The 18,195-nt window shown below is 39.4% G+C and carries 19 protein-coding genes; 2 read left to right on the forward strand and 17 right to left on the reverse strand.

What is annotated here, in order from left to right:
* Nucleotides 1-566: 566 nt before the first annotated feature.
* The 10 genes from ACK3CR_RS19685 to ACK3CR_RS19730 all read right to left on the reverse strand — a co-directional run bounded on the left by ACK3CR_RS19685 (nt 567) and on the right by ACK3CR_RS19730 (nt 9,502).
* The gene (locus tag ACK3CR_RS19685) at nt 567-1,061 is read right to left on the reverse strand and encodes a competence protein ComK (protein WP_488976015.1); all 495 of its coding nucleotides are present in this window, start codon (nt 1,059-1,061) and stop codon (nt 567-569) included.
* 146 nt (nt 1,062-1,207) lie between these two features.
* A complete protein-coding gene (locus tag ACK3CR_RS19690; protein WP_488976016.1) occupies nt 1,208-1,453 on the reverse strand; it encodes a hypothetical protein in 246 nt (81 codons plus the stop codon).
* Nucleotides 1,454-1,619: 166 nt separating this feature from the next.
* The gene (locus tag ACK3CR_RS19695; protein WP_488976017.1) at nt 1,620-2,723 is read right to left on the reverse strand and encodes an ABC transporter ATP-binding protein; all 1,104 of its coding nucleotides are present in this window, start codon (nt 2,721-2,723) and stop codon (nt 1,620-1,622) included.
* A 32-nt stretch (nt 2,724-2,755) separates the two neighbouring features.
* Nucleotides 2,756-3,574: a carbohydrate ABC transporter permease gene (locus ACK3CR_RS19700; RefSeq protein ID WP_488976213.1), complete on the reverse strand. Its 819-nt coding sequence runs from the start codon at nt 3,572-3,574 to the stop codon at nt 2,756-2,758.
* Nucleotides 3,575-3,576: 2 nt separating this feature from the next.
* Nucleotides 3,577-4,440 (reverse strand): carbohydrate ABC transporter permease, encoded by an 864-nt coding sequence (locus ACK3CR_RS19705; RefSeq protein ID WP_328122546.1) that lies wholly within the window; start codon nt 4,438-4,440, stop codon nt 3,577-3,579.
* Nucleotides 4,441-4,454: 14 nt separating this feature from the next.
* Nucleotides 4,455-5,687 (reverse strand): ABC transporter substrate-binding protein, encoded by a 1,233-nt coding sequence (locus ACK3CR_RS19710; RefSeq protein ID WP_488976018.1) that lies wholly within the window; start codon nt 5,685-5,687, stop codon nt 4,455-4,457.
* A gap of 32 nt (nt 5,688-5,719) precedes the next feature.
* Nucleotides 5,720-6,688, reverse strand: a complete 969-nt coding sequence (locus ACK3CR_RS19715; RefSeq protein ID WP_488976019.1) for a sugar phosphate isomerase/epimerase family protein — start codon at nt 6,686-6,688, stop codon at nt 5,720-5,722.
* Between the two features lies 1 nt (nt 6,689).
* A complete protein-coding gene (locus tag ACK3CR_RS19720) occupies nt 6,690-7,703 on the reverse strand; it encodes a Gfo/Idh/MocA family protein (RefSeq protein WP_488976020.1) in 1,014 nt (337 codons plus the stop codon).
* 12 nt (nt 7,704-7,715) lie between these two features.
* Nucleotides 7,716-8,741 carry a Gfo/Idh/MocA family protein gene (locus ACK3CR_RS19725; RefSeq protein ID WP_488976214.1) on the reverse strand — a complete coding sequence of 342 codons (1,026 nt, stop codon included), beginning with the start codon at nt 8,739-8,741 and terminating at the stop codon, nt 7,716-7,718.
* A 35-nt stretch (nt 8,742-8,776) separates the two neighbouring features.
* The gene (locus ACK3CR_RS19730; protein ID WP_488976021.1) at nt 8,777-9,502 is read right to left on the reverse strand and encodes a ThuA domain-containing protein; all 726 of its coding nucleotides are present in this window, start codon (nt 9,500-9,502) and stop codon (nt 8,777-8,779) included.
* A gap of 186 nt (nt 9,503-9,688) precedes the next feature.
* On the opposite strand from ACK3CR_RS19730, the gene ACK3CR_RS19735 reads away from it, so the two are divergent.
* A complete protein-coding gene (locus tag ACK3CR_RS19735; RefSeq protein WP_488976022.1) occupies nt 9,689-10,603 on the forward strand; it encodes a helix-turn-helix domain-containing protein in 915 nt (304 codons plus the stop codon).
* A gap of 67 nt (nt 10,604-10,670) precedes the next feature.
* Here ACK3CR_RS19735 and ACK3CR_RS19740 read toward each other — a convergent pair whose 3' ends face one another.
* The gene (locus tag ACK3CR_RS19740; RefSeq protein ID WP_488976023.1) at nt 10,671-10,829 is read right to left on the reverse strand and encodes a YjcZ family sporulation protein; all 159 of its coding nucleotides are present in this window, start codon (nt 10,827-10,829) and stop codon (nt 10,671-10,673) included.
* A 148-nt stretch (nt 10,830-10,977) separates the two neighbouring features.
* Entirely contained in the window at nt 10,978-11,799 is an 822-nt protein-coding gene (locus tag ACK3CR_RS19745) for an SGNH/GDSL hydrolase family protein (RefSeq protein WP_243518425.1), read from the reverse strand.
* A 293-nt stretch (nt 11,800-12,092) separates the two neighbouring features.
* Here ACK3CR_RS19745 and ACK3CR_RS19750 point away from each other — a divergent pair, with 293 nt between their 5' ends.
* Nucleotides 12,093-12,776, forward strand: a complete 684-nt coding sequence (locus ACK3CR_RS19750) for a glycoside hydrolase family 25 protein (RefSeq protein WP_328122538.1) — start codon at nt 12,093-12,095, stop codon at nt 12,774-12,776.
* 42 nt (nt 12,777-12,818) lie between these two features.
* On the opposite strand, the gene ACK3CR_RS19755 is transcribed toward ACK3CR_RS19750, so the two are convergent.
* The 5 genes from ACK3CR_RS19755 to ACK3CR_RS19775 all read right to left on the reverse strand — a co-directional run bounded on the left by ACK3CR_RS19755 (nt 12,819) and on the right by ACK3CR_RS19775 (nt 18,112).
* Nucleotides 12,819-13,082 carry a hypothetical protein gene (locus ACK3CR_RS19755; protein WP_488976024.1) on the reverse strand — a complete coding sequence of 88 codons (264 nt, stop codon included), beginning with the start codon at nt 13,080-13,082 and terminating at the stop codon, nt 12,819-12,821.
* A 239-nt stretch (nt 13,083-13,321) separates the two neighbouring features.
* On the reverse strand, nt 13,322-14,083 hold the full coding sequence (locus tag ACK3CR_RS19760) for a class II aldolase/adducin family protein (protein ID WP_430107555.1): 762 nt from the start codon (nt 14,081-14,083) through the stop codon (nt 13,322-13,324).
* Nucleotides 14,084-14,159: 76 nt separating this feature from the next.
* Nucleotides 14,160-15,164 (reverse strand): agmatinase, encoded by a 1,005-nt coding sequence (speB, locus tag ACK3CR_RS19765; protein ID WP_488976025.1) that lies wholly within the window; start codon nt 15,162-15,164, stop codon nt 14,160-14,162.
* A 92-nt stretch (nt 15,165-15,256) separates the two neighbouring features.
* Entirely contained in the window at nt 15,257-16,648 is a 1,392-nt protein-coding gene (locus tag ACK3CR_RS19770) for a sodium:solute symporter family protein (RefSeq protein WP_328122206.1), read from the reverse strand.
* A 135-nt stretch (nt 16,649-16,783) separates the two neighbouring features.
* Nucleotides 16,784-18,112, reverse strand: coding sequence for an aspartate aminotransferase family protein (locus ACK3CR_RS19775; RefSeq protein WP_410914419.1), 1,329 nt, complete (start codon nt 18,110-18,112; stop codon nt 16,784-16,786).
* Between the last annotated feature and the right edge of the window lie 83 nt (nt 18,113-18,195).

An 18,195-nucleotide genomic window follows, 5' to 3' on the forward strand; every position in this document is an offset into this window, starting at 1 on the left:
GTTTTTTGACATAAAAAAGGAATATTTATACCGTCATTTCCAACTTTAATCATTATAGCATTACAAAATCCCCAGAGAAAGAGGTAATTTTTGTCGAAAATTCACCATTTTTTCTGGGGTAGTTCTTTTAATCTATTCTATTTTTTAAAAATATTAATTCCTTTTCTCTCTATTATAATTCTTATTAATCTTTATGGATAGCGCTTTCTTTATCTCTATGGATAGGGTTGTAGGCTTTTTTACGTTACTAAAAATAACTAGTGAACAATATGTTAAAAATGTTCATATAGTTCTTATCGACTATTCTCTTTTATTTTTCACAGAACTTTAAAACTTTTTTATTTTGTTTCACTTTTTTTAATTATAAAATTTAAAAGGTGCCATTTTTCTTATCAAAAGTGTACATATCTTTTACAAAAGACTTATACTTTACTATTTTTAGTCCTAGTCTCCGTCTATAAAAAAAGGAAGACTCTCCCGAAGTCTTCCGCCACATTTTCTACTCTTAACAACTACCTTACACTTTCTTCACTCCTACTGTGCTACACTCCCTAGAAAGAAACGTTTTAAGGTGAAAAGTATCCAGAATCGTTCCCCCGTTCTGTGAAAAAGTTCAAACAGGTTTGTGCTCGCTCGAACTGCTGCCGAAGCACAATGTATGAATTTGGAACGGAGATGTAGACACCGCTTTTTAACTGAATTGCTGGATGATTTGTTCCTTCATAGTTGTTAATAATTTTAGCAATATGTAAAACCGAGAACCAAGAACAGTCCATAAATCGTTCAGGAGCTCCTGTTGGCATTAAGCATATTCTTCGATGCGGACAAACAAGGATTGGTGTTTTGCGTTGATACCCTAATAATTTGGTTGCAGCGATTCTTCTCCCCGCATACGTTGATCCTGCAAAAAGACAAGCATCTTCAATAATCTTCTTCGGCGTATCATGACATTTATACGCTTCACCTCCTTCATATACGATAGACTGATACGACGAATTTGCGTAAGGCAGTATCGCTTGGGTATTTTGATTCACAAAACTATCAATCTTGTTAAAAACCATTGTTTATTCCCCCTTTAAATTAACATTTCAAGGAAATTATACCTAATAAACTGGTAATTTAAAAGTTAAGTTTTTACGGAGGATTTTTACAATACTTTAACGAGAATCTGTTGAAGTTACACGTTCCTTATGTTATTTATGACTCTCTAGGAGATAGCTCCTTCCGTCAGAAAAAGCACGAGAGCAACGACAAGTCCGCCTCCATTTAGCACTGCCCCACTCACTACAGATGGCCACTTTTGCGAAAGAACAGCAAACACAAGTCCAAGCACCGAAAGCGCTCCAAATATCCCAACCACAAGACCTATGTTTACGCCTGGACCTCGCAGTAGAAGAAATAATGTGATATTAAAAAGAGAAACAGCAATTGAAGCGACTCCAAGCTTATTCATCTTTCCTTCTCCTTTCTTTTTTCCCTTCACCTATCCTTTCCCTTCACAGAAAGTTAACAATCGTCTTTCCGAAATTCCATTTTAAAAATTAGGAAGAATGGAGCATAGACACGCCATCAATAAAAAAGAAGCTTTTACTCCTCTAAGAGTAAAAGCTTCTTTTTTGTTATGGAAGGGAAATCCGAAGTTCAGTTTCCGCGTCAAAGAAATGGGCTTTGTTCATGTCTAGAGCTAATTTGATCAATTGTCCATGTTTCACTTCTGTTCTAGCATCAACACGTGCTACAAACCTTTGCTCATCGATGTGTGAATAGACCATTGTTTCCGCTCCCATCAATTCTGCTACTTCTACTGTGCTATTAATCACTGTATCTTGTGAAGATTCGATAAAGAGAGGCTCGTCATGAAAGTCTTCGGGACGCACGCCTAAGATCATTTCCTTGCCAACATACGCTTTCTCACGCAACGTTTTCATCTTTCCTTCTGTTACGCCAATACGGGTTGTACCAACGTGGAAGACGCCTTCTTCTAATGTCCCTCTAAAGAAGTTCATCGCAGGAGAACCAATAAATCCTCCCACAAAAACATTAGCGGGATTCTCATACACTTCTTTTGGTGCCCCAACTTGCTGAATAATGCCGTCTTTCATGACAACAAGACGAGTTGCCATTGTCATGGCTTCTGTTTGGTCATGTGTTACATAAATCGTTGTGGTTTGTAAGCGCTGATGCAGCTTGGCAATTTCAGAACGCATTTGAACACGCAGTTTGGCATCTAAGTTGGATAGTGGCTCGTCCATCAAGAATACTTTAGCATCTCGAACAATAGCACGTCCCAATGCAACCCGTTGCCGCTGTCCTCCTGAAAGAGCTTTTGGTTTACGATCTAAATATTCTTCTAATCCAAGAATACGAGCCGCTTCCTTTACACGACAATCAATCTCTGTTTTCGAGAACTTGCGCAGTTTTAAACCAAATGCCATATTGCCGTAAACGCTCATATGTGGATATAAAGCATAATTTTGAAAAACCATTGCAATGTCACGGTCTTTTGGCGCTACGTCGTTGACACGTTTTCCATCAATATAAAAATCACCTTTTGAGATTTCTTCAAGCCCTGCAATCATGCGAAGCGTTGTTGACTTTCCACATCCAGATGGGCCAACAAAGACAATAAATTCTTTATCACCAATCTCAAGATTGAAGTCCTCTACTGCTGTAATGTTTTTATCGTACATTTTATAAATATGATTCAAACTTAACTTAGCCATATTTTTCTCCTTCCTAAATCAAGATCGTTCCTTTACTTTATCGCTCCTCTTGTGACACCGTTGATAATCCACTTTTGCGCAACTAGATAAACAATCAACATCGGCAGGAGCGCTAATAAATAGGAAGCAAAAGCTAAATTGTAATTTGTGCTGAATTCAGACTGAAAGATATATTGAGCGAGCGGCAGTGTTGCATCGCTTGGATCTGATAGTATAACGAGCGGCAACATAAAATCGTTCCACGCAGCTAAACAAGTTAGGATCGCAACTGTTGCATTCATTGGCGCTAATAGGGGGAATACAACTTTCCAAAAGACGCCCCATGAACTTGCTCCATCGATAATTGCTGCTTCTTCTAGAGCAATCGGAATGGACTTGATATACCCAACATACAAGAATACATTAAATGAAAGCTGATACACAATATAAAGAAAAATTAAGCCAACTAAGTTGTCCATATTCCAAATTGCTGTTTGCCTTACAATCGGCAGCATAATGATTGGAAAGGGAACAAACATTGCGCTAATAAAATAGTAGAAAAGCGCTTTAAAATACTTTTTATGCATGTTCCGAGCAATTGCGTAGGAAACAAGTGAGTTTGTTAGAACTGTAAACACAACAACGAAAAAGGTAACAAGAAAACTGTTTTTAAAAGCTTGAAAAAAGTTCGTTGCTTCTATGGCATCAGCGAAGTTTTGAAATCTCCATTCTTGCGGCAGAGATAGTAATGGGTTAGACATCTCCCCTGGTGATTTCAAAGCAATATTGATTGTTAAATACAGGGGTAGAAAGATAGCAAATGTTCCGATAATAAGCAGTATCGTAACCAATACATTTTTCTTTTTCTTAATCACTACAAGTCAACCTCCCTTTTCTGAAGGACACGTAGTTGGAAAACGGATATCGCAACAATAATAATGAAGTAAATCACTGCATTCGCTGATTGGTAGGCAAATTCTCCTCCGCCAAATCCACCTCGGTAAATAAGCAGAGAGATTGATTCCGTCGATTGCCCAGGCCCTCCTCCTGTTAATGCAACAATATGATCAAACACCATTAGAAATCCTTTCATGGAAAGAACCATATTGATTGTGAAGAAAGGAGCGATTAATGGAAACGTGATGCTAAAAAATCTTCTCCACGGACCTGTCCCATCAATTGCGGCTGCTTCATAAATATCGCCTGGTACTGTTTGTAAGCCCGCTAGATATAAGATCGTATTAAAAGCAGTTGCTTGCCAAACCGCCATAAAGACAATGCCAAGCCATGCCGTCGTTGGATTTCCTAAGATGCTTTGTGATAGAGATTCGATTCCCGTGAACGTAGCAATCTGAGGCAAAAATTGTGTAAAGATGAACTTAAAAATAAAACCGACAATAAGAATGCTTAAAATGTTAGGAATAAAGTAGATCGCTCTAAGTGTTTTTTGAAAGTAAACATTTGCATTAAGACCTAGGGCAATAATGAGACTTAAGATATTGACTAAAATGGTCCCAACAATGGCAAATTGAAAAGTGAAGCCGTAGGCGTGTAGGGCACGAAAGTCTTGGAATACGTTGAAGTAATTTTTCAACCCAACAAACTCCCACTCCCCATATCCTCTCCAATTCGTAAAGCTATAAAAGATTCCTTGAAGTGCTGGATACGTATGAAATACGAAAAACAGCAGCAACGCTGGTATTGTCATAAAGTAAAAAATGCGGCCTCGATGGAGCATAACTCTCCCTCCCTTTATCGTCTACGTTCAATTTTGTTCCACTCGTTGTCCATCTTCTTCAAAAATACTTCGATATTTTTGCGGTAATAAAACTCCTGAATTAAATTCTCAGCGCCCATTCCGACTGGATAATAGTGATCTGGAAAGCTTGTAATCTTTCCCTTTTCAAAGTTTTCTCGAAAACCTGCTAGCTTAGGATCACTCGGATATAGTCCTTCGAGTACTGAAAAAGCAAATTGCTCTTCCATGTATTGTTCTGATTGCGCTTCTTCTGTCATAAATTCAAGGAACATTCGAGCTTCTTTCGGATGTTTTGAGTCTTTTAAGGTTGAGAGAAGAACATCAACGCCTGAAACGAGTTCGTTTTCTTCCGGGTTGTTACTTACTGGAAGAGGGAAAACGCCTAAATTTGCTTCGGGATTTACTTTGAGCAACTCAGGGATCGCCCAGTTTCCTTGCAGATAAAATAGACCTTGACCATTTGCAAAAGCGTTATTTCCCTCGTTGTACGCCATTCCGTACATGTGCTTATGACCATAGTTTAATAGTTGCTTCGTCTTTTCTGCTGTTTCTTCGTAATCGCTTTCAAAACTTGCATCTCTGTTAGACTTTTTCTCTGCAAAAGAATCCGGCTGCAAGTTCCCGCCAACAGCATTCCATGGAATTAACCCTGTCCATGCGTCTTTTAACGTGAAGTAAATTGGAATTTCACCTTCAGCTTTCGCTTTTTCTAACAAGGCGATAAATTCATCCCATGTTTGAGGGACTTCCCCATTTAGCTCCTTCATTTTATCTTTGTTATAAATAACAGCATTTGCATTTGCAGCATACGGAATTCCGTGAATTCCTTTTGTTTCTGACCCTTCCAACTCTTCTAGCATCTCAATGTAAGCTGGCTGAACTCCGTTTAGTAAAGAACTATTTTCATAGTTTGTCAGAATACCAGCTTGAGCTAATTCACTATAAAGAGCATTCCCCCCTAGAGAGACAATGTCTGGCAGATCATTTTTGACAAGACGCGTTCTCAAAACAGTCTCAGCTTCTGGTGGAGCATAAAGAGAGACATCAATGTTCGGATGTTCCTTTTCAAATTTCTCAATCATCCCTTCATACGTACCGATGCTCTCTGATTTGTTTGAAAAGAACTCTAAGTGTACGACATCGTCTTCCTTTGCCCCACTGCTGCCGCACCCTGTTAAGAGCAGGGTGCAGGCTATGGTGGACATTCCTACTAAAAGTCGCTTCATCCGTCGTTCCTCCTTTTATCAAGCGATAAAAACTACGTCCACCACAATTCAGAAGGGGTTTCTTCAATTAAAATGCTCTTTAAGTTCGCAACAGCCCGCTGGAATCCTTCTTCAACAGACATAATTGGATCTTCATGTTCAATGCTCACAACATAATCATATCCATACGTGCGTAAGGCACTCATCATATCTGACCATTCTTTCACATCATGCCCACATCCAACAGATCTGAATGTCCAAGCACGCGACCGAACTTCACCATATGGCTGCATGTCTGTTAATCCATACATATTGATGTTGTCTTGATCCAAATATGTGTCTTTGGCATGGAAATGGTGAATCGCGTTTTCTTTAGCTAAAATTTTAATCGCTGCTACAGGATCAATTCCTTGCCACCAAAGATGACTCGGATCTAAGTTAGCTCCAATCGCCTTGTTCGTTTCCTCACGTAACTTTAATAATGTATATGGCGTATGAACCAAAAACCCGCCGTGAAGCTCTAAGCCAATTTTCACTCCATGCTCTTCAGCATATTCTCCAATTTCTTTCCAGTATGGAATCAGCTTGTTTTCCCATTGCCACTTTAATACATCTCCATATTCATTTGGCCACGGCGTAACAGGCCAGTTCGGATATTTTGCATCTTCATGATCGCCTGCTGTTCCTGAAAAGCAGTTAACAACCGGAACATCTAGTAATGATGCTAGTTTAATAGTCTTACGAAGCGTTTCATCGGACTCTTTTGCAAAGCCTTTCTCCGGTGAAATCGGATTGCCATGGCAGCTGAACGCACTGATGATGAGATTACGCTCTCTTACTTTCTGGAGATAGTCTTTTCTCTTCCCTTCATCTTCGAGCAGTTCATCTAATGGACAATGATGATTTCCCGGATAATTTCCTGTTCCAATCTCAACAGCGTGAAGTCCCGCTTCTTTTACTTTATCTAGCATCTCTTCGAATGAGAGATGAGCAAACAGTACCGTAAATACACCAAGTTTCATGTTATCTTCCCTCCACTGTACTTTTTTGATAGATTTCATCAATGATAGCTGAGACTTGCAGAGCTCCTTCTGGCTTCACGACGAGCTCTGCCTCTCCCCCGCATGCCTCAATGAAATTTTTAGCCTGACTGAAACTATAATCGTCTTCTCCTTCGATCCAAGGAGAAGTGCTGTTTAGTAACATCCCATTTTTAGAGGTGTAGAGTTCAAATGGAAACACGTTTAATCCTCCATCAACACCTGAGATGCTAACATGTTCTTCATCACTTTTAATATTTGCAGCCCATGACGCTTCTAAGAGTAGTGAAGCTCCGTTTTCAAACTTAAGATAAGCTGTCACATGATCATCAACATCAAATGTCTTATAATCGAATGTCCCCCACTCGTTTAGTCCATTTGGTGTTCTACTAAGTTTGTTGTATACGCTTCCATTAACAGCGATATGCTTTGGATTTCCCATAAGCCAAAGAGCTAAGTCAAGTAGATGGCAGCCATAATCAATTAAGCTTCCTCCGCCTTGCAACTCCTTGTTCGTAAATACGCCCCACCCCGGAACTTTGCGACGACGCATTGCCCTCACGCGAGCTACAAGCGGAGTTCCTACTTCTGACATCATCCGCTTCGCTGCCTGCGCTTCTTTCATAAAGCGGTAATGATAAGCAATAGCAAGCTTCTTTCCAGACTTTTCCCCTGCTTCGATCATGTCCTCACACTCTTTTTTAGAGAGGGCCATTGGCTTTTCACAAAACACATGAACACCGCTATTTAATGCTTCAATCGCATATTGGGCATGAAATTTATTTGGTGTACAAATGCAGACAGCATCAACTTCTTTTAATAAATCCCTATGATCGATAAAGACGTGGGGAATACCATGCTCGTTCGCTACTTCTGTAGCTCTTTCACTGTTAATATCACTTAATCCCCAAATGGTACATTTATCACCTAACGCTTTAAATGCGGGAATATGCCTGTTAACTGCAATTCCTCCTGCACCAATTATGCCTATTTTCAAATCTCTCACCTCTTATATTTCTGTAATCTTCTTTGTTCGACTTGATTTTAGAGCAGCGAGAACAACAGAAAGTGACTTTAATCCTTCTTCTCCTGAGACAGGTGATGATTCGTCTTCTACAATACAATGAATAAAGGCATCAATAACACCAGTACTGCGTTGGCCGCCTTCCTCATTTGTCTGGATTTTTCCTAACTGGTAATTGACCGTTTCTCCATTTGCATATTGAGCAATTAGGGAGTATGTTGGGTCTTCTTCTAGGCGGAGAATGGCTTTTTCACCGTAAATAATTGTTGAGTTGTCTTCTTTCCCCATGTAAGCCCAGCTTGCAGCGAGCGTGCCGATAATGCCGCTCTTTGTTTTTAATACACATACCGCATTGTCATCCGTATCTCCATAGTCTTTTGCATGGTCTTCTACAAATGCTCCAACTTCCGCGAATTCTTCATCTAAAAGATAGCGAAGCAAATCTGTTTTATGAACGCCAAGATCGCCCATCGCTCCAATAATTGCTTCCTCTTTTTTAAAGAACCAGCTTTCTTTTCCCTCGACACTCCATTGAGCTGGTCCACCATGGCCAAAAGCTGTTCGGAAGCTATAAACACGACCAATTTCACCGTTTTTAATAAGCTCGCGCGCTTTTTGATGCGAAGACACAAAACGTTGGTTATGACCAATCATCAGTTTCTTACCGCTTCTCTTCTCTGCTTGGATCATCTCTTCCGCTTCTTCTATAGAAGTTGCCATCGGTTTTTCGCATAGAACATGAAGACCTTGATTTAAAGCAAATATGGAGATTTCCGCGTGTAAATAGTTCGGTGTACAAACGCTTACAGCATCAACAGTGCCGCTTTCAATAAGCTCTTTGTAATCCGTATATGGTTTTGCTCCGTATTCTTCGGCCACTCTATGAACACGTTCTTCATTTTTGTCACAAAGGGCTACAATTTCTACGTTTTTGTTCATTTTATATTCAGGTAAATGACGATGCTGAGCAATACTTCCACATCCAATAACGCCTACTCTTATTTTCTCCATCATTTTAGTCCCCTTTCGTTTTTAAGAATGCTTTGTTAATTTTTAATTGTAATATGTTCAAGCGGTTTCGCGTTCCCGTATAGGGGTCTTTTTCTGTCAACTGGCTTTGCCCACTGAACAGCATTTTTGATCACACGCTGAATTTCTTTATTGTAGTAAGTTGGGTATGTTTCATGTCCTGGTCTAAAGTAAAATACTTTTCCATTTCCGCGTTTATATGTACATCCGCTTCTGAATACTTCGCCGCCTTCAAACCAGCTTGTGAAAATAAGCTCATCTGGTGCTGGAATATCAAAATGCTCTCCGTACATTTCTTCACGCTCGAGCTCAATAAATTCAGAAATTCCTTCTGTAATTGGATGGCTAGGCTCTACTACCCATAAGCGCTCTTTATCATCCGCTTCACGCCATTTTAAGTCGCAGCTTGTGCCCATTAATGTTTTGAAGATTTTAGAGAAATGACCTGAATGGAGAACAATGAGTCCCATTCCATCTAGGACACGCTCTTTTACTTTTTCAACGATTTCATCCTTTACTTCGTCATGCGCTAAATGCCCCCACCATACTAAAACATCTGTCTCTTGTAAGACTTCCTCTGTAAGACCATGTTCCTCCTGATCTAATGTTGCTGTTCTAGTAGGGAATCCTTCTTTTTCTAAAAACGCTGCAATTGTGCCATGAATTCCTTGGGGATAGATTTCCTTTACAACCGGATTTTTCTGTTCATGGCGATTTTCATTCCATACTGTAACTCTTACCATTACGACAACCCCTCTCTTATTGATTTGTCATTAGTATAAAAAAAAGCAGCAGGGAAAAATATGCTGAATCTGGCTCTCTTTATATTCAAAAGTGCTATTGTGTTTCTTTCTTCAAGAAAATCCAACGTAAAAAGCCTGTCCCCTCCCTCTCCAAATGTGTTATATTCTAAAAAAGGAGGAGGTAGCGTGTCTCTAGTACAAAGCAATGATGTTCAAGATTTAGAAGCGGTGAATGAGGAAGTTGTGTATCAAAATCCGCTGCTTTATTTAAAAATATGGGAAATTTATAATCGCACAAGAGATATGAGAACGTTAGAAGAGCACCGCTGGCATTATCATAAAGAAGTCGAACTGCTCGCGATTATAGATGGCTATTTAGGCATTCAAAGTAAAGACCATTATACTGTGCTCGGCCCTGGGGATGTTAGAATTTTTGGAGCCTCTCAACTGCACCGCACCCACCAGCTTTATACGGATAAATTGCGTTACATTGTATTCCAAATTGATCTCCAAAAACACTTTGATCAAAGTACAATGCCTTATCTCTACTGCTTCTCTGAACTTACTCAGCCTTTAGATGTGATGAATTATATTTTTGAAGGAAACGACATGGTAAAAACGGAGTTTCATACTTTAATAACGGAAATTTTCACGGAATCTCAGTCAAAGCTGAACGGTTATGAAATCGCTATCAGTTCAATGATTAAACGAATCATGCTCTTACTTCTTAGACATGATACACGCAACCTTTTAAGCTATACAGAAAAAGCTGCCCTACACCGCCTGCAGCCTGTGCTCTCCTATATAGATCAAAACTTAGAAAACAAGATTACCGTAGAAGAAGCATGTTCACTATTAAACTTAAGCTATCACTATTTCATTAAGTACTTTAAGAAAACGATGGGCAAATCATTTATTGATTATGTAAATTACAAGCGCATCAAAAAAGCAGAACGTTTACTAGTGACAAGTGATCTTAGCATTGAAAATATCGGCTATGACGTTGGTATCCCTAATATGGCTCAATTTTATAAATTGTTCAGAAGATACAATAACTGTTCACCGAAAGAATTTAAAGAACGAATGAGAAATGAAGGATAAAAGATTGTAAATACGTACAAGAACAGACAAACCAGCCTGTTCTCGTGCGTATTTAACATCTAATTTGTTAACAGAAGCCGCCGCCACCACAGCTGCCGCCGCCGTAGCCGCCACCGCCATAGCCACCACCATAGCCATCGCCAACATAAGCAGTACCTACAATGATGAGTAGAATGAATAAAACAACAACTAAAGCAAAGCCTTTTCCAGATCCACCTGAGCTCATTACTTCCACCACCTTCTGTGTTAATGTATGATATCTTATGAAAGCAGTAGTGAAAGTGGACTAGACGATGGCCTTTTCTATTCTTTATTTATTTTCAAAGAATGATATTTAACACCATAAAAAAAAGCTGTCCTGGGACAGCTTACACTTAACTTTCAGTGACCTTTAAACCTCTCTCTTTCAACGGTCCTTCCACTTCTTCAAAAATCTTGCCTGCGATTACTTCCATTCCTTGATCATTTGGATAAAGGTTATCACTAACTCCGTTATACGTTTGAACACCTTTTCTTCCTACATTTGAACTGTTGCTCCATACTTCAGAAAGATCAACAACAGGAAAATCATGCTCTTCCCCAACTGTTTTTACGGCTTCATCAAAAGCTTGGCAACGTTCTCCGGCACTCCACGTTGTTAGAAGGACAACTTGAGGTTTTGAAGTTCCTTCTCCTGTTAGGTCATCAACAAGAAGGTCTAGCTGCTTTTGAAATGTATCAAGGGGGATATTGTTTTTGGCACTGCAGTCGCTTGTCCCAAATTCAATTGAAACAAGATCAGGCTCTTGCTTATTGATCTCTGGAACAGCATCGAGCCCGTGCATAAGCAATGCTTCATGTGCACTATGTCCTTCTAGTGATACTTTGTAGTTCATCTCTTCTTGGATATAATTACTTAACACACTTGCAAACTTTTTGTCTTCTTTTGAAGCATAGTAGCCTGCTGTTAAGCTAGACCCAAGCGGTGAGTATGTAAATTCTTCTCCTTTAAAATCCACTTTCTCATTTTTGTAAGGATGTTCCCCTTCTGTATCTTGCTCAACAAGCGCTGCCATTGCCTTGTCAATCTCTTCTTGACTACTTCCTGCACTTGCTTCTCTTGCAATATTTCTCTCTTTCATTTGCCCTGCCACCATTACACCAATAAAAGCTAGTAAAAGAACAAAAATCAACAGGTTTGTTTTTGAGCTCCCCACTATAAGATCCTCCATTTTTTATAAAATTAAGTTTAATTATACACTATTTTCATAATAATGGATGTTTTTCTCTTATTTTGGAAGGAGGGAATTTTAATAGAGCAAGGATCATTCTAGCAATTGGTATAGCAAGAAAATTAGTATAGTGGTAATATCTTACTTAGCATTCATTACCAAAAGAAAGTAAATAGAGCATTCAGGGATTGGAGTGAAAAACAATAGTTGAAGATATAAACGCAAAAAAACGAAAACGGTTCTTTTCCCCTCTACTTTTTATCATCATTGCAGCACTAGTGCTCGTTTTTTTATGGTATCAAGGGATCTTCATTCCTAACGCTCGTGTCGCAAAGGATTATCCTGTAAGGGGTGTTGATATCTCCGCTTATCAAGGAGAAATCAATTGGAATACATTAGCGAAGCAAGACGTGGACTTTGCTTTCATTAAGTCGACTGAAGGAAGCAGTCATGTTGATCAGTATTTTGAAGATAATTGGAAAGAAGCGAAAGGAACATCATTACGAACTGGCGCTTACCACTTTTTCAGCTTTGACAGTCCTGGTGTAACGCAAGCTCAAAATTTTATTAAGACAGTGCCTCGTGAGGAAGGGTCCTTGCCTCCTGTTATTGATGTTGAGTTTTATGCTGACAAAAAAAAGAATCCTCCAAAGCGCAGTGAAGTCGAAAAAGAACTTCAAACAATGGTAAAAAAACTCGAGGAGCATTATAAACAGCCTGTTATTCTTTATACAACAAAAGAAGCTTATGATTTGTATATTAAGGATAGTTTCAAACAGTGTGATATATGGATAAGAGATGTTTTTACAAAACCTTCGTTATCTGATAAGAGAACGTGGGCGTTTTGGCAATATACAGATCGAGAAAAGTTAGAGGGATATGACGGGGAAGAAAAGTTTATTGATGTTAATGTTTTCAATGGTAGTGAAAAAGAGTTTGAGAAATACGGATTAATAAAATAAAAAAGGACACTGACGAATAAGTATCCTTTAATATTAGAGGTTTTATTTAGATAGTTGATTGATCTTCTCATGTAAATCTTGAATTTGCTTTTCTAACCTTCTTATACGCGCGTCTTCTTCGTCTATTTCTTGTTGTTGTGTAATTTGAACTTCTATTTCCTCTTCAATAGCAAGTTTTGCTGCATATGTGGCAAGGGCATCTCCTACAGTTGAGAAGAGACCTGCAAGTAATTCTATCTTAAGGCTAGAAGCTAGTTTAATTTCTTCCGTCTCTAGCGTAGAACCCGTAGACTGATTATTTATCATACCAAACCTACCCCATCTATAAATTATTAATTATTACTCCTAATGTATTCTAAATGAAGGCAAATGGTTAACTTTCACTTCTACTGGATAACTTACTCTTGTTCCCATAGAAAAAACACCTTTTCGTTATCGTTCGGTCATTTGTATACGATCTTTAACAAAAAGGTGTTTTTTATTTGTCTCACGTCATGGGGGCAGTCCCACTCTTCATATCAAAAGGAATGGGGATAGATTTGATATTAATCCAAGAAATCAGGCTGTTCCTTTTGAAGTTTCTCCCAAAGAGGTTGAAAGCTTAGCCATCCTTCATATTCGGTTCCCGTCTGTTCAGCGGTTAGCATTGCATGTTTTTTGTCAATAGGAATTGGTTTTCCAGCCGCTTCAGCCATTAACTGTGCCTGGCACGAACGTTCCATCGTAATAAACCACCAAGCAGCGGAATCAACGGATTGTCCTACTGTTAATAATCCATGGTTACGCAAAATAACCGCTTTATAATGACCGAGAGCTTTTGCGATCCGTTGTCCCTCTTCAGTCGCATAAACTACACCCGTAAAATCATCGAATAATCCATGGTCATTATAAAATTGACAAGCATCCTGGGTAATCGGATCGAGTAATCGACCTAATGTAGACCATGTTTTTCCGTATACCGAATGAGCATGTGCCGCTGCCACTACATCCGGTCGAGCATTATGGATTTCTGAATGAATAGCAAAGGCGGCTCCATTAAGAGGCTGATCGCCTTCTACAATTTCTCCTTTATGGTTGACAAGCAAAAGGTCGGATACGCGAACTTGACTGAAATGTTTTCCGTACGGATTGACCCAGAAATGATCTGTATATTCTGGATCCCGTACTGTAATATGACCTGCTATCCCCTCATCGAAACCGAATTTGGAAAAGAGACGGAAAGCAGCAACCAGCCGTTCTTTGCGATGTCTGCGCTCTTCTGCTACTGTTTCAAACGTTGGGATCTTTAAATAAGTTGTATTATTCATTATTTTTCTCCTCCTAGAAATAAGTAAAATTTCCATTAGGTGAAGCTCCTGAAGGTTCGTTGAATCAATTGGGCGTTTACCGGTCGCTGGAACGGGATAGTTGACCAGTGGAATACGGCGATATTCCGTCCTGCTGTAAGTGCTCGTTTCGTTTCTTTAAAGCAATCAACGTAATCATTTCATAAATAATTGAAGATGCAGCAACAGCGGTAATTTCGCCGCTGTCGTAAGAAGGTAGAACTTCAACTAAATCAAACCCAACCAAGTTAAGGCCATCTAACCCTCTTACAAACTCTAATCCTTCATAACTAGTAGGACCTCCAACTTCCGGTGTCCCCGTCCCCGGAGCATAAGCGGGGTCGAGAAAATCAATATCATATGAGACAAACACCGGTTTGTCCCCTACCCTTTCGTGAATTCGCTTCATCACATTGTCGAAACCGATTTTCCTTACTTCGTTCATCGTAATCACTTCAAAGCCAAGATCTTTTGCATCTTCAATGTCTTCTGGTCCATATAGCGGTCCCCGCATCCCTACTTGGATTGAATGGGCTACATCAAGCAGTCCTTCTTCAACAGCTCTGCGAAACGGCGTCCCGTGCATATATTTTTCCCCATAATAGTTGTCCCACGTATCACCGTGAGAATCAAAGTGAACAAGGGCAACAGGGCCATACTTTTTAGCAAATGCTCTTAAATGACCGAGTGATATTGAATGATCACCGCCCATCAAAATTGGCGTAATCCTTTTTTCAAGAATTTTGTCTAGTTCTAATTCAATATTTTCATAGGTTCTATGAATGTTGCCAGGAATGACATCAATATCGCCGTAGTCGACTCCCGAACAATAATCGAAGATATTGATATCCTGATCAGGATTGTACGGGCGTAGCAATACTGAAAAATTCCGGATATGCTGCGGTCCAAGACGCTGACCAGTCCTATTAGAGGCTGCAGTATCGAATGGTACTCCTGCAACAATAAAATCAACATCTTCAGTTGTTCTTATTGGTTCTAATCTCATAAATGTACGTGTGCCGCAAAAACGCGGTGATTTAGATGAATCTTTAGGTTTATACATGGTTGTCCTCCTTATTAATATAATTGACTATCAATCATGCATGTTCTGTAACAATATCTGTGTTTCATCTTGAACTAAAAATTTGTAGAGCATCATTTATTTACTTGTTGATAAGATTTTTTATTCACTGTCACCAATGTAAACCCAGCAATTACGATAATGCCGCTAACCATGCCGTATATAATCGGGTTTTTAGATGAAAGACCTTCTATCATTAGCCCTGCCATGACGACAATAGTGCTGACGATAATGGCATAAAACCCTGATTTTGGTTTGACATTTTTTAAAAATAGCGCCGCTACAAAGGGTACAAAAATAGCTCCGGATAGAATCGCATAGGCGACATCTAGTGCTACTAATACGTCTTGTATCCAAATAGCAAGAGTAATGGCTACCACACCAACGCATAAAGTCGTCATCCTGGAAATAAATATGATTTCCTTTTCTGATTTATTTTTATATACAACTTTAATAAAATCATTTGTAATAAGCGTTGAAGATGCAAGTAAGGTTCCGGATGCGGTTGACATCAAAGCTGAACAAACACTTGCCAGAACGAATCCTAATACCCCTGGAGGAAGTACTTCGATAGCGAAGTTCGCAAAGGTGTTTTGAGTATTTCCCATGTTTGGTAATAAAACCATTGCACACATCCCGATAATGCTTCCAGCAATGGCATAAATAATACTGTAAAGTCCGGCATAGACCGATCCTTTCCTAGCGATGGACTGAGAACGAGCCGTAAAGATGCGTTGCCATATATCCTGAGAGACTACCATTCCTAACGTAAATAGTAAAAAGTATTGAAATATATCTCCAAATCCGATAGATAATAAATTAAAATGTGAGGCTGGAAGTTCCGAAAAAAGCTTTCCCATCCCTCCAGCTTCCGAAAGACTGATTGGTAACATAAAAACGAATATTCCGATAGTCATAACAACAAATTGAATAATGTCCGTCAATGTTACACTCCACATGCCTCCAAGGATGGTATAAAGCAAAACAATGCTGCCCCCGACAAGCATAGAAAGAATAAAATTCCAATCCAACAATACACTGATGATGGATCCAATACCAATCACTTGAGTTACGGTTATCATTAAGGTGTAAATGGTAGCAATTAAGGCACTGACATATCTCGTTTCTTTATTGTACTTTTTTCCTAGCAGTTCACTTATGGTCGTAACTTTTATTGAGGAAATCCGTTTGTTGAAAATTGTTCCCAGAGCAATGATACCCAGACCGATCATCGTCACGAACCAAATACCGGAAATTCCGTGTTCATACCCGAGTTGAGCTGTTCCAATGGTCGAAGCTCCCCCAAGAATAACTGCAGATAAACATCCCAGATACATAAACATTCCTAAATTTCTTCCTGCAAGCATAAAGTCTTCTGAAGATTTCGCCTTAATGGAGCCAATAAATCCAGCGATAATCAAAACCGCAAAATACATGAGCATAACACCCGTATCCAATAAATTCATAATTTGCCCCCTTCCATTTAAATTAATGACATTCATTCACATTTTAAAAGCGCTCACAAACTATCACTGCCAACGTTCGTTCGTGATTCTAGTTTCACTGCTGGCATACGAGTAGAGCCCCAACATGTTAACGCTTCAAAAGTTTGTAGGTTGAATGTTCGCCGCTTTTTCGACTTCTATTATGGCCTCACTCAACACTTGGATACCCGTATCAATTTCCTCTTTGGTTACCGTTAATGGAGGAATCATACGAATGACCTCTCCGCTGTTGCCACATAAATAGAATAAAACTCCTTTTTCCAAGCATTTGTTAAGAATCTCCAACAGTGTATGTCCATCTGGTTCTCCTGTATATGAATCAACAATTTCAATACCAATCATAAGACCAACTGAACGAATGCTGCCTATTATAGGATGCTGAGCTTTTAATTCAGTAAGCTTCCTAGTTGCATAATCGCCCATTATTTTGGAGTTAGCGATCAGGTTTTCTTCTTTTAACACTTCAATCGTAGCTAGTGCAGCTGAACAAGCAATTGGGTTTCCGCCAAAGGTTGTTCCATGGCTCCCAATTGGCCACTTTTCCATAAGTTCCTTAGAGGCAACAGTTGCGCTCAGCGGCAGCCCCGATGCTATTCCTTTTGCAATTGCCATAATATCAGGGGTTACGCCAAATGTTTGAGATGCAAACCAATCTCCCGTTCTTCCAAATCCCGTTTGGACCTCATCAAAAATTAACAGGATGCCATGCTCATCACAAACTTCCCGGATTTTTTCCAACCACCCTTTTGGAGGGATAATATATCCCCCTTCTCCAAGTACGGGTTCAATAATCATGCAGGCGACTTCTTCTGGGGTTACTTGGTGCTTAAAAAGTACGTCAAAGTCATTTTCTAGTTTTTTCTTGAAGTATTCTTCCGGATCTTCATGAACTGGACATGCCGTCGGATTGGCATAAGGAACTTGATAAACAAGCCCTGTAGGCTGCAAAAATTTGCGATATTTACTTTTCGAAGTTGTCACGCTCAATGCGCCTAGTGAGCGACCGTGAAAACAACCCATGAATGAAACAACATACGGTCTTTTCGTCACATGTTTTGCTAATTTAATGGCGCCTTCGATCGCTTCTGTTCCGCTATTAGCAAAGAAAAAGCAGTCAAGACCTTTAGGGAGTATCGTTTTTAATTCTTCTGCCAATCTAAGGATAGACTCATACATAATTACTCCAGACGGCCCGTGCATCAAATGATCAGCCGCCTCTTTAATCGCATGTATCACTTTGGGGTGTCGATGTCCTGTGTTTGCTGTCGCGATACCCGAAGTAAAATCTAAATATTTTCTTCCGTCCAGTCCGTAATAATAGCAACCTTCCGCTTTAACAACTGGGAGATTCGGATGATCCTTTGCCATACTTGGAGCAAGCAGATCGGATAAATGATCCATTAAGTGATTCCATGGTTCAGTCATAAAAGGCCTCCTTAAACAAATGTAGGGTAGGTGAATTTTTTTAAAAACACCTACCCTTCCTAATTGCAAGTTTCATGCCAAAG

This window comes from Priestia sp. TRM10 (genome assembly GCF_057808375.1).

What these genes read in the sequence shown, in the direction of transcription:
- ACK3CR_RS19685 (WP_488976015.1), bottom strand. Translation starts at nt 1,061, where the DNA reads ATGGTTTTTAACAAGATTGATAGTTTTGTGAATCAAAATACCCAAGCG.
- ACK3CR_RS19690 (WP_488976016.1), bottom strand. Translation starts at nt 1,453, where the DNA reads ATGAATAAGCTTGGAGTCGCTTCAATTGCTGTTTCTCTTTTTAATATC.
- ACK3CR_RS19695 (WP_488976017.1), bottom strand. Translation starts at nt 2,723, where the DNA reads ATGGCTAAGTTAAGTTTGAATCATATTTATAAAATGTACGATAAAAAC.
- ACK3CR_RS19705 (WP_328122546.1), bottom strand. Translation starts at nt 4,440, where the DNA reads ATGCTCCATCGAGGCCGCATTTTTTACTTTATGACAATACCAGCGTTG.
- ACK3CR_RS19710 (WP_488976018.1), bottom strand. Translation starts at nt 5,687, where the DNA reads ATGAAGCGACTTTTAGTAGGAATGTCCACCATAGCCTGCACCCTGCTC.
- ACK3CR_RS19715 (WP_488976019.1), bottom strand. Translation starts at nt 6,688, where the DNA reads ATGAAACTTGGTGTATTTACGGTACTGTTTGCTCATCTCTCATTCGAA.
- ACK3CR_RS19725 (WP_488976214.1), bottom strand. Translation starts at nt 8,741, where the DNA reads ATGGAGAAAATAAGAGTAGGCGTTATTGGATGTGGAAGTATTGCTCAG.
- ACK3CR_RS19730 (WP_488976021.1), bottom strand. Translation starts at nt 9,502, where the DNA reads ATGGTAAGAGTTACAGTATGGAATGAAAATCGCCATGAACAGAAAAAT.
- ACK3CR_RS19740 (WP_488976023.1), bottom strand. Translation starts at nt 10,829, where the DNA reads ATGAGCTCAGGTGGATCTGGAAAAGGCTTTGCTTTAGTTGTTGTTTTA.
- ACK3CR_RS19755 (WP_488976024.1), bottom strand. Translation starts at nt 13,082, where the DNA reads ATGATAAATAATCAGTCTACGGGTTCTACGCTAGAGACGGAAGAAATT.
- ACK3CR_RS19760 (WP_430107555.1), bottom strand. Translation starts at nt 14,083, where the DNA reads ATGAATAATACAACTTATTTAAAGATCCCAACGTTTGAAACAGTAGCA.
- speB (WP_488976025.1), bottom strand. Translation starts at nt 15,164, where the DNA reads ATGTATAAACCTAAAGATTCATCTAAATCACCGCGTTTTTGCGGCACA.
- ACK3CR_RS19770 (WP_328122206.1), bottom strand. Translation starts at nt 16,648, where the DNA reads ATGAATTTATTGGATACGGGTGTTATGCTCATGTATTTTGCGGTTTTG.
- ACK3CR_RS19775 (WP_410914419.1), bottom strand. Translation starts at nt 18,112, where the DNA reads ATGACTGAACCATGGAATCACTTAATGGATCATTTATCCGATCTGCTT.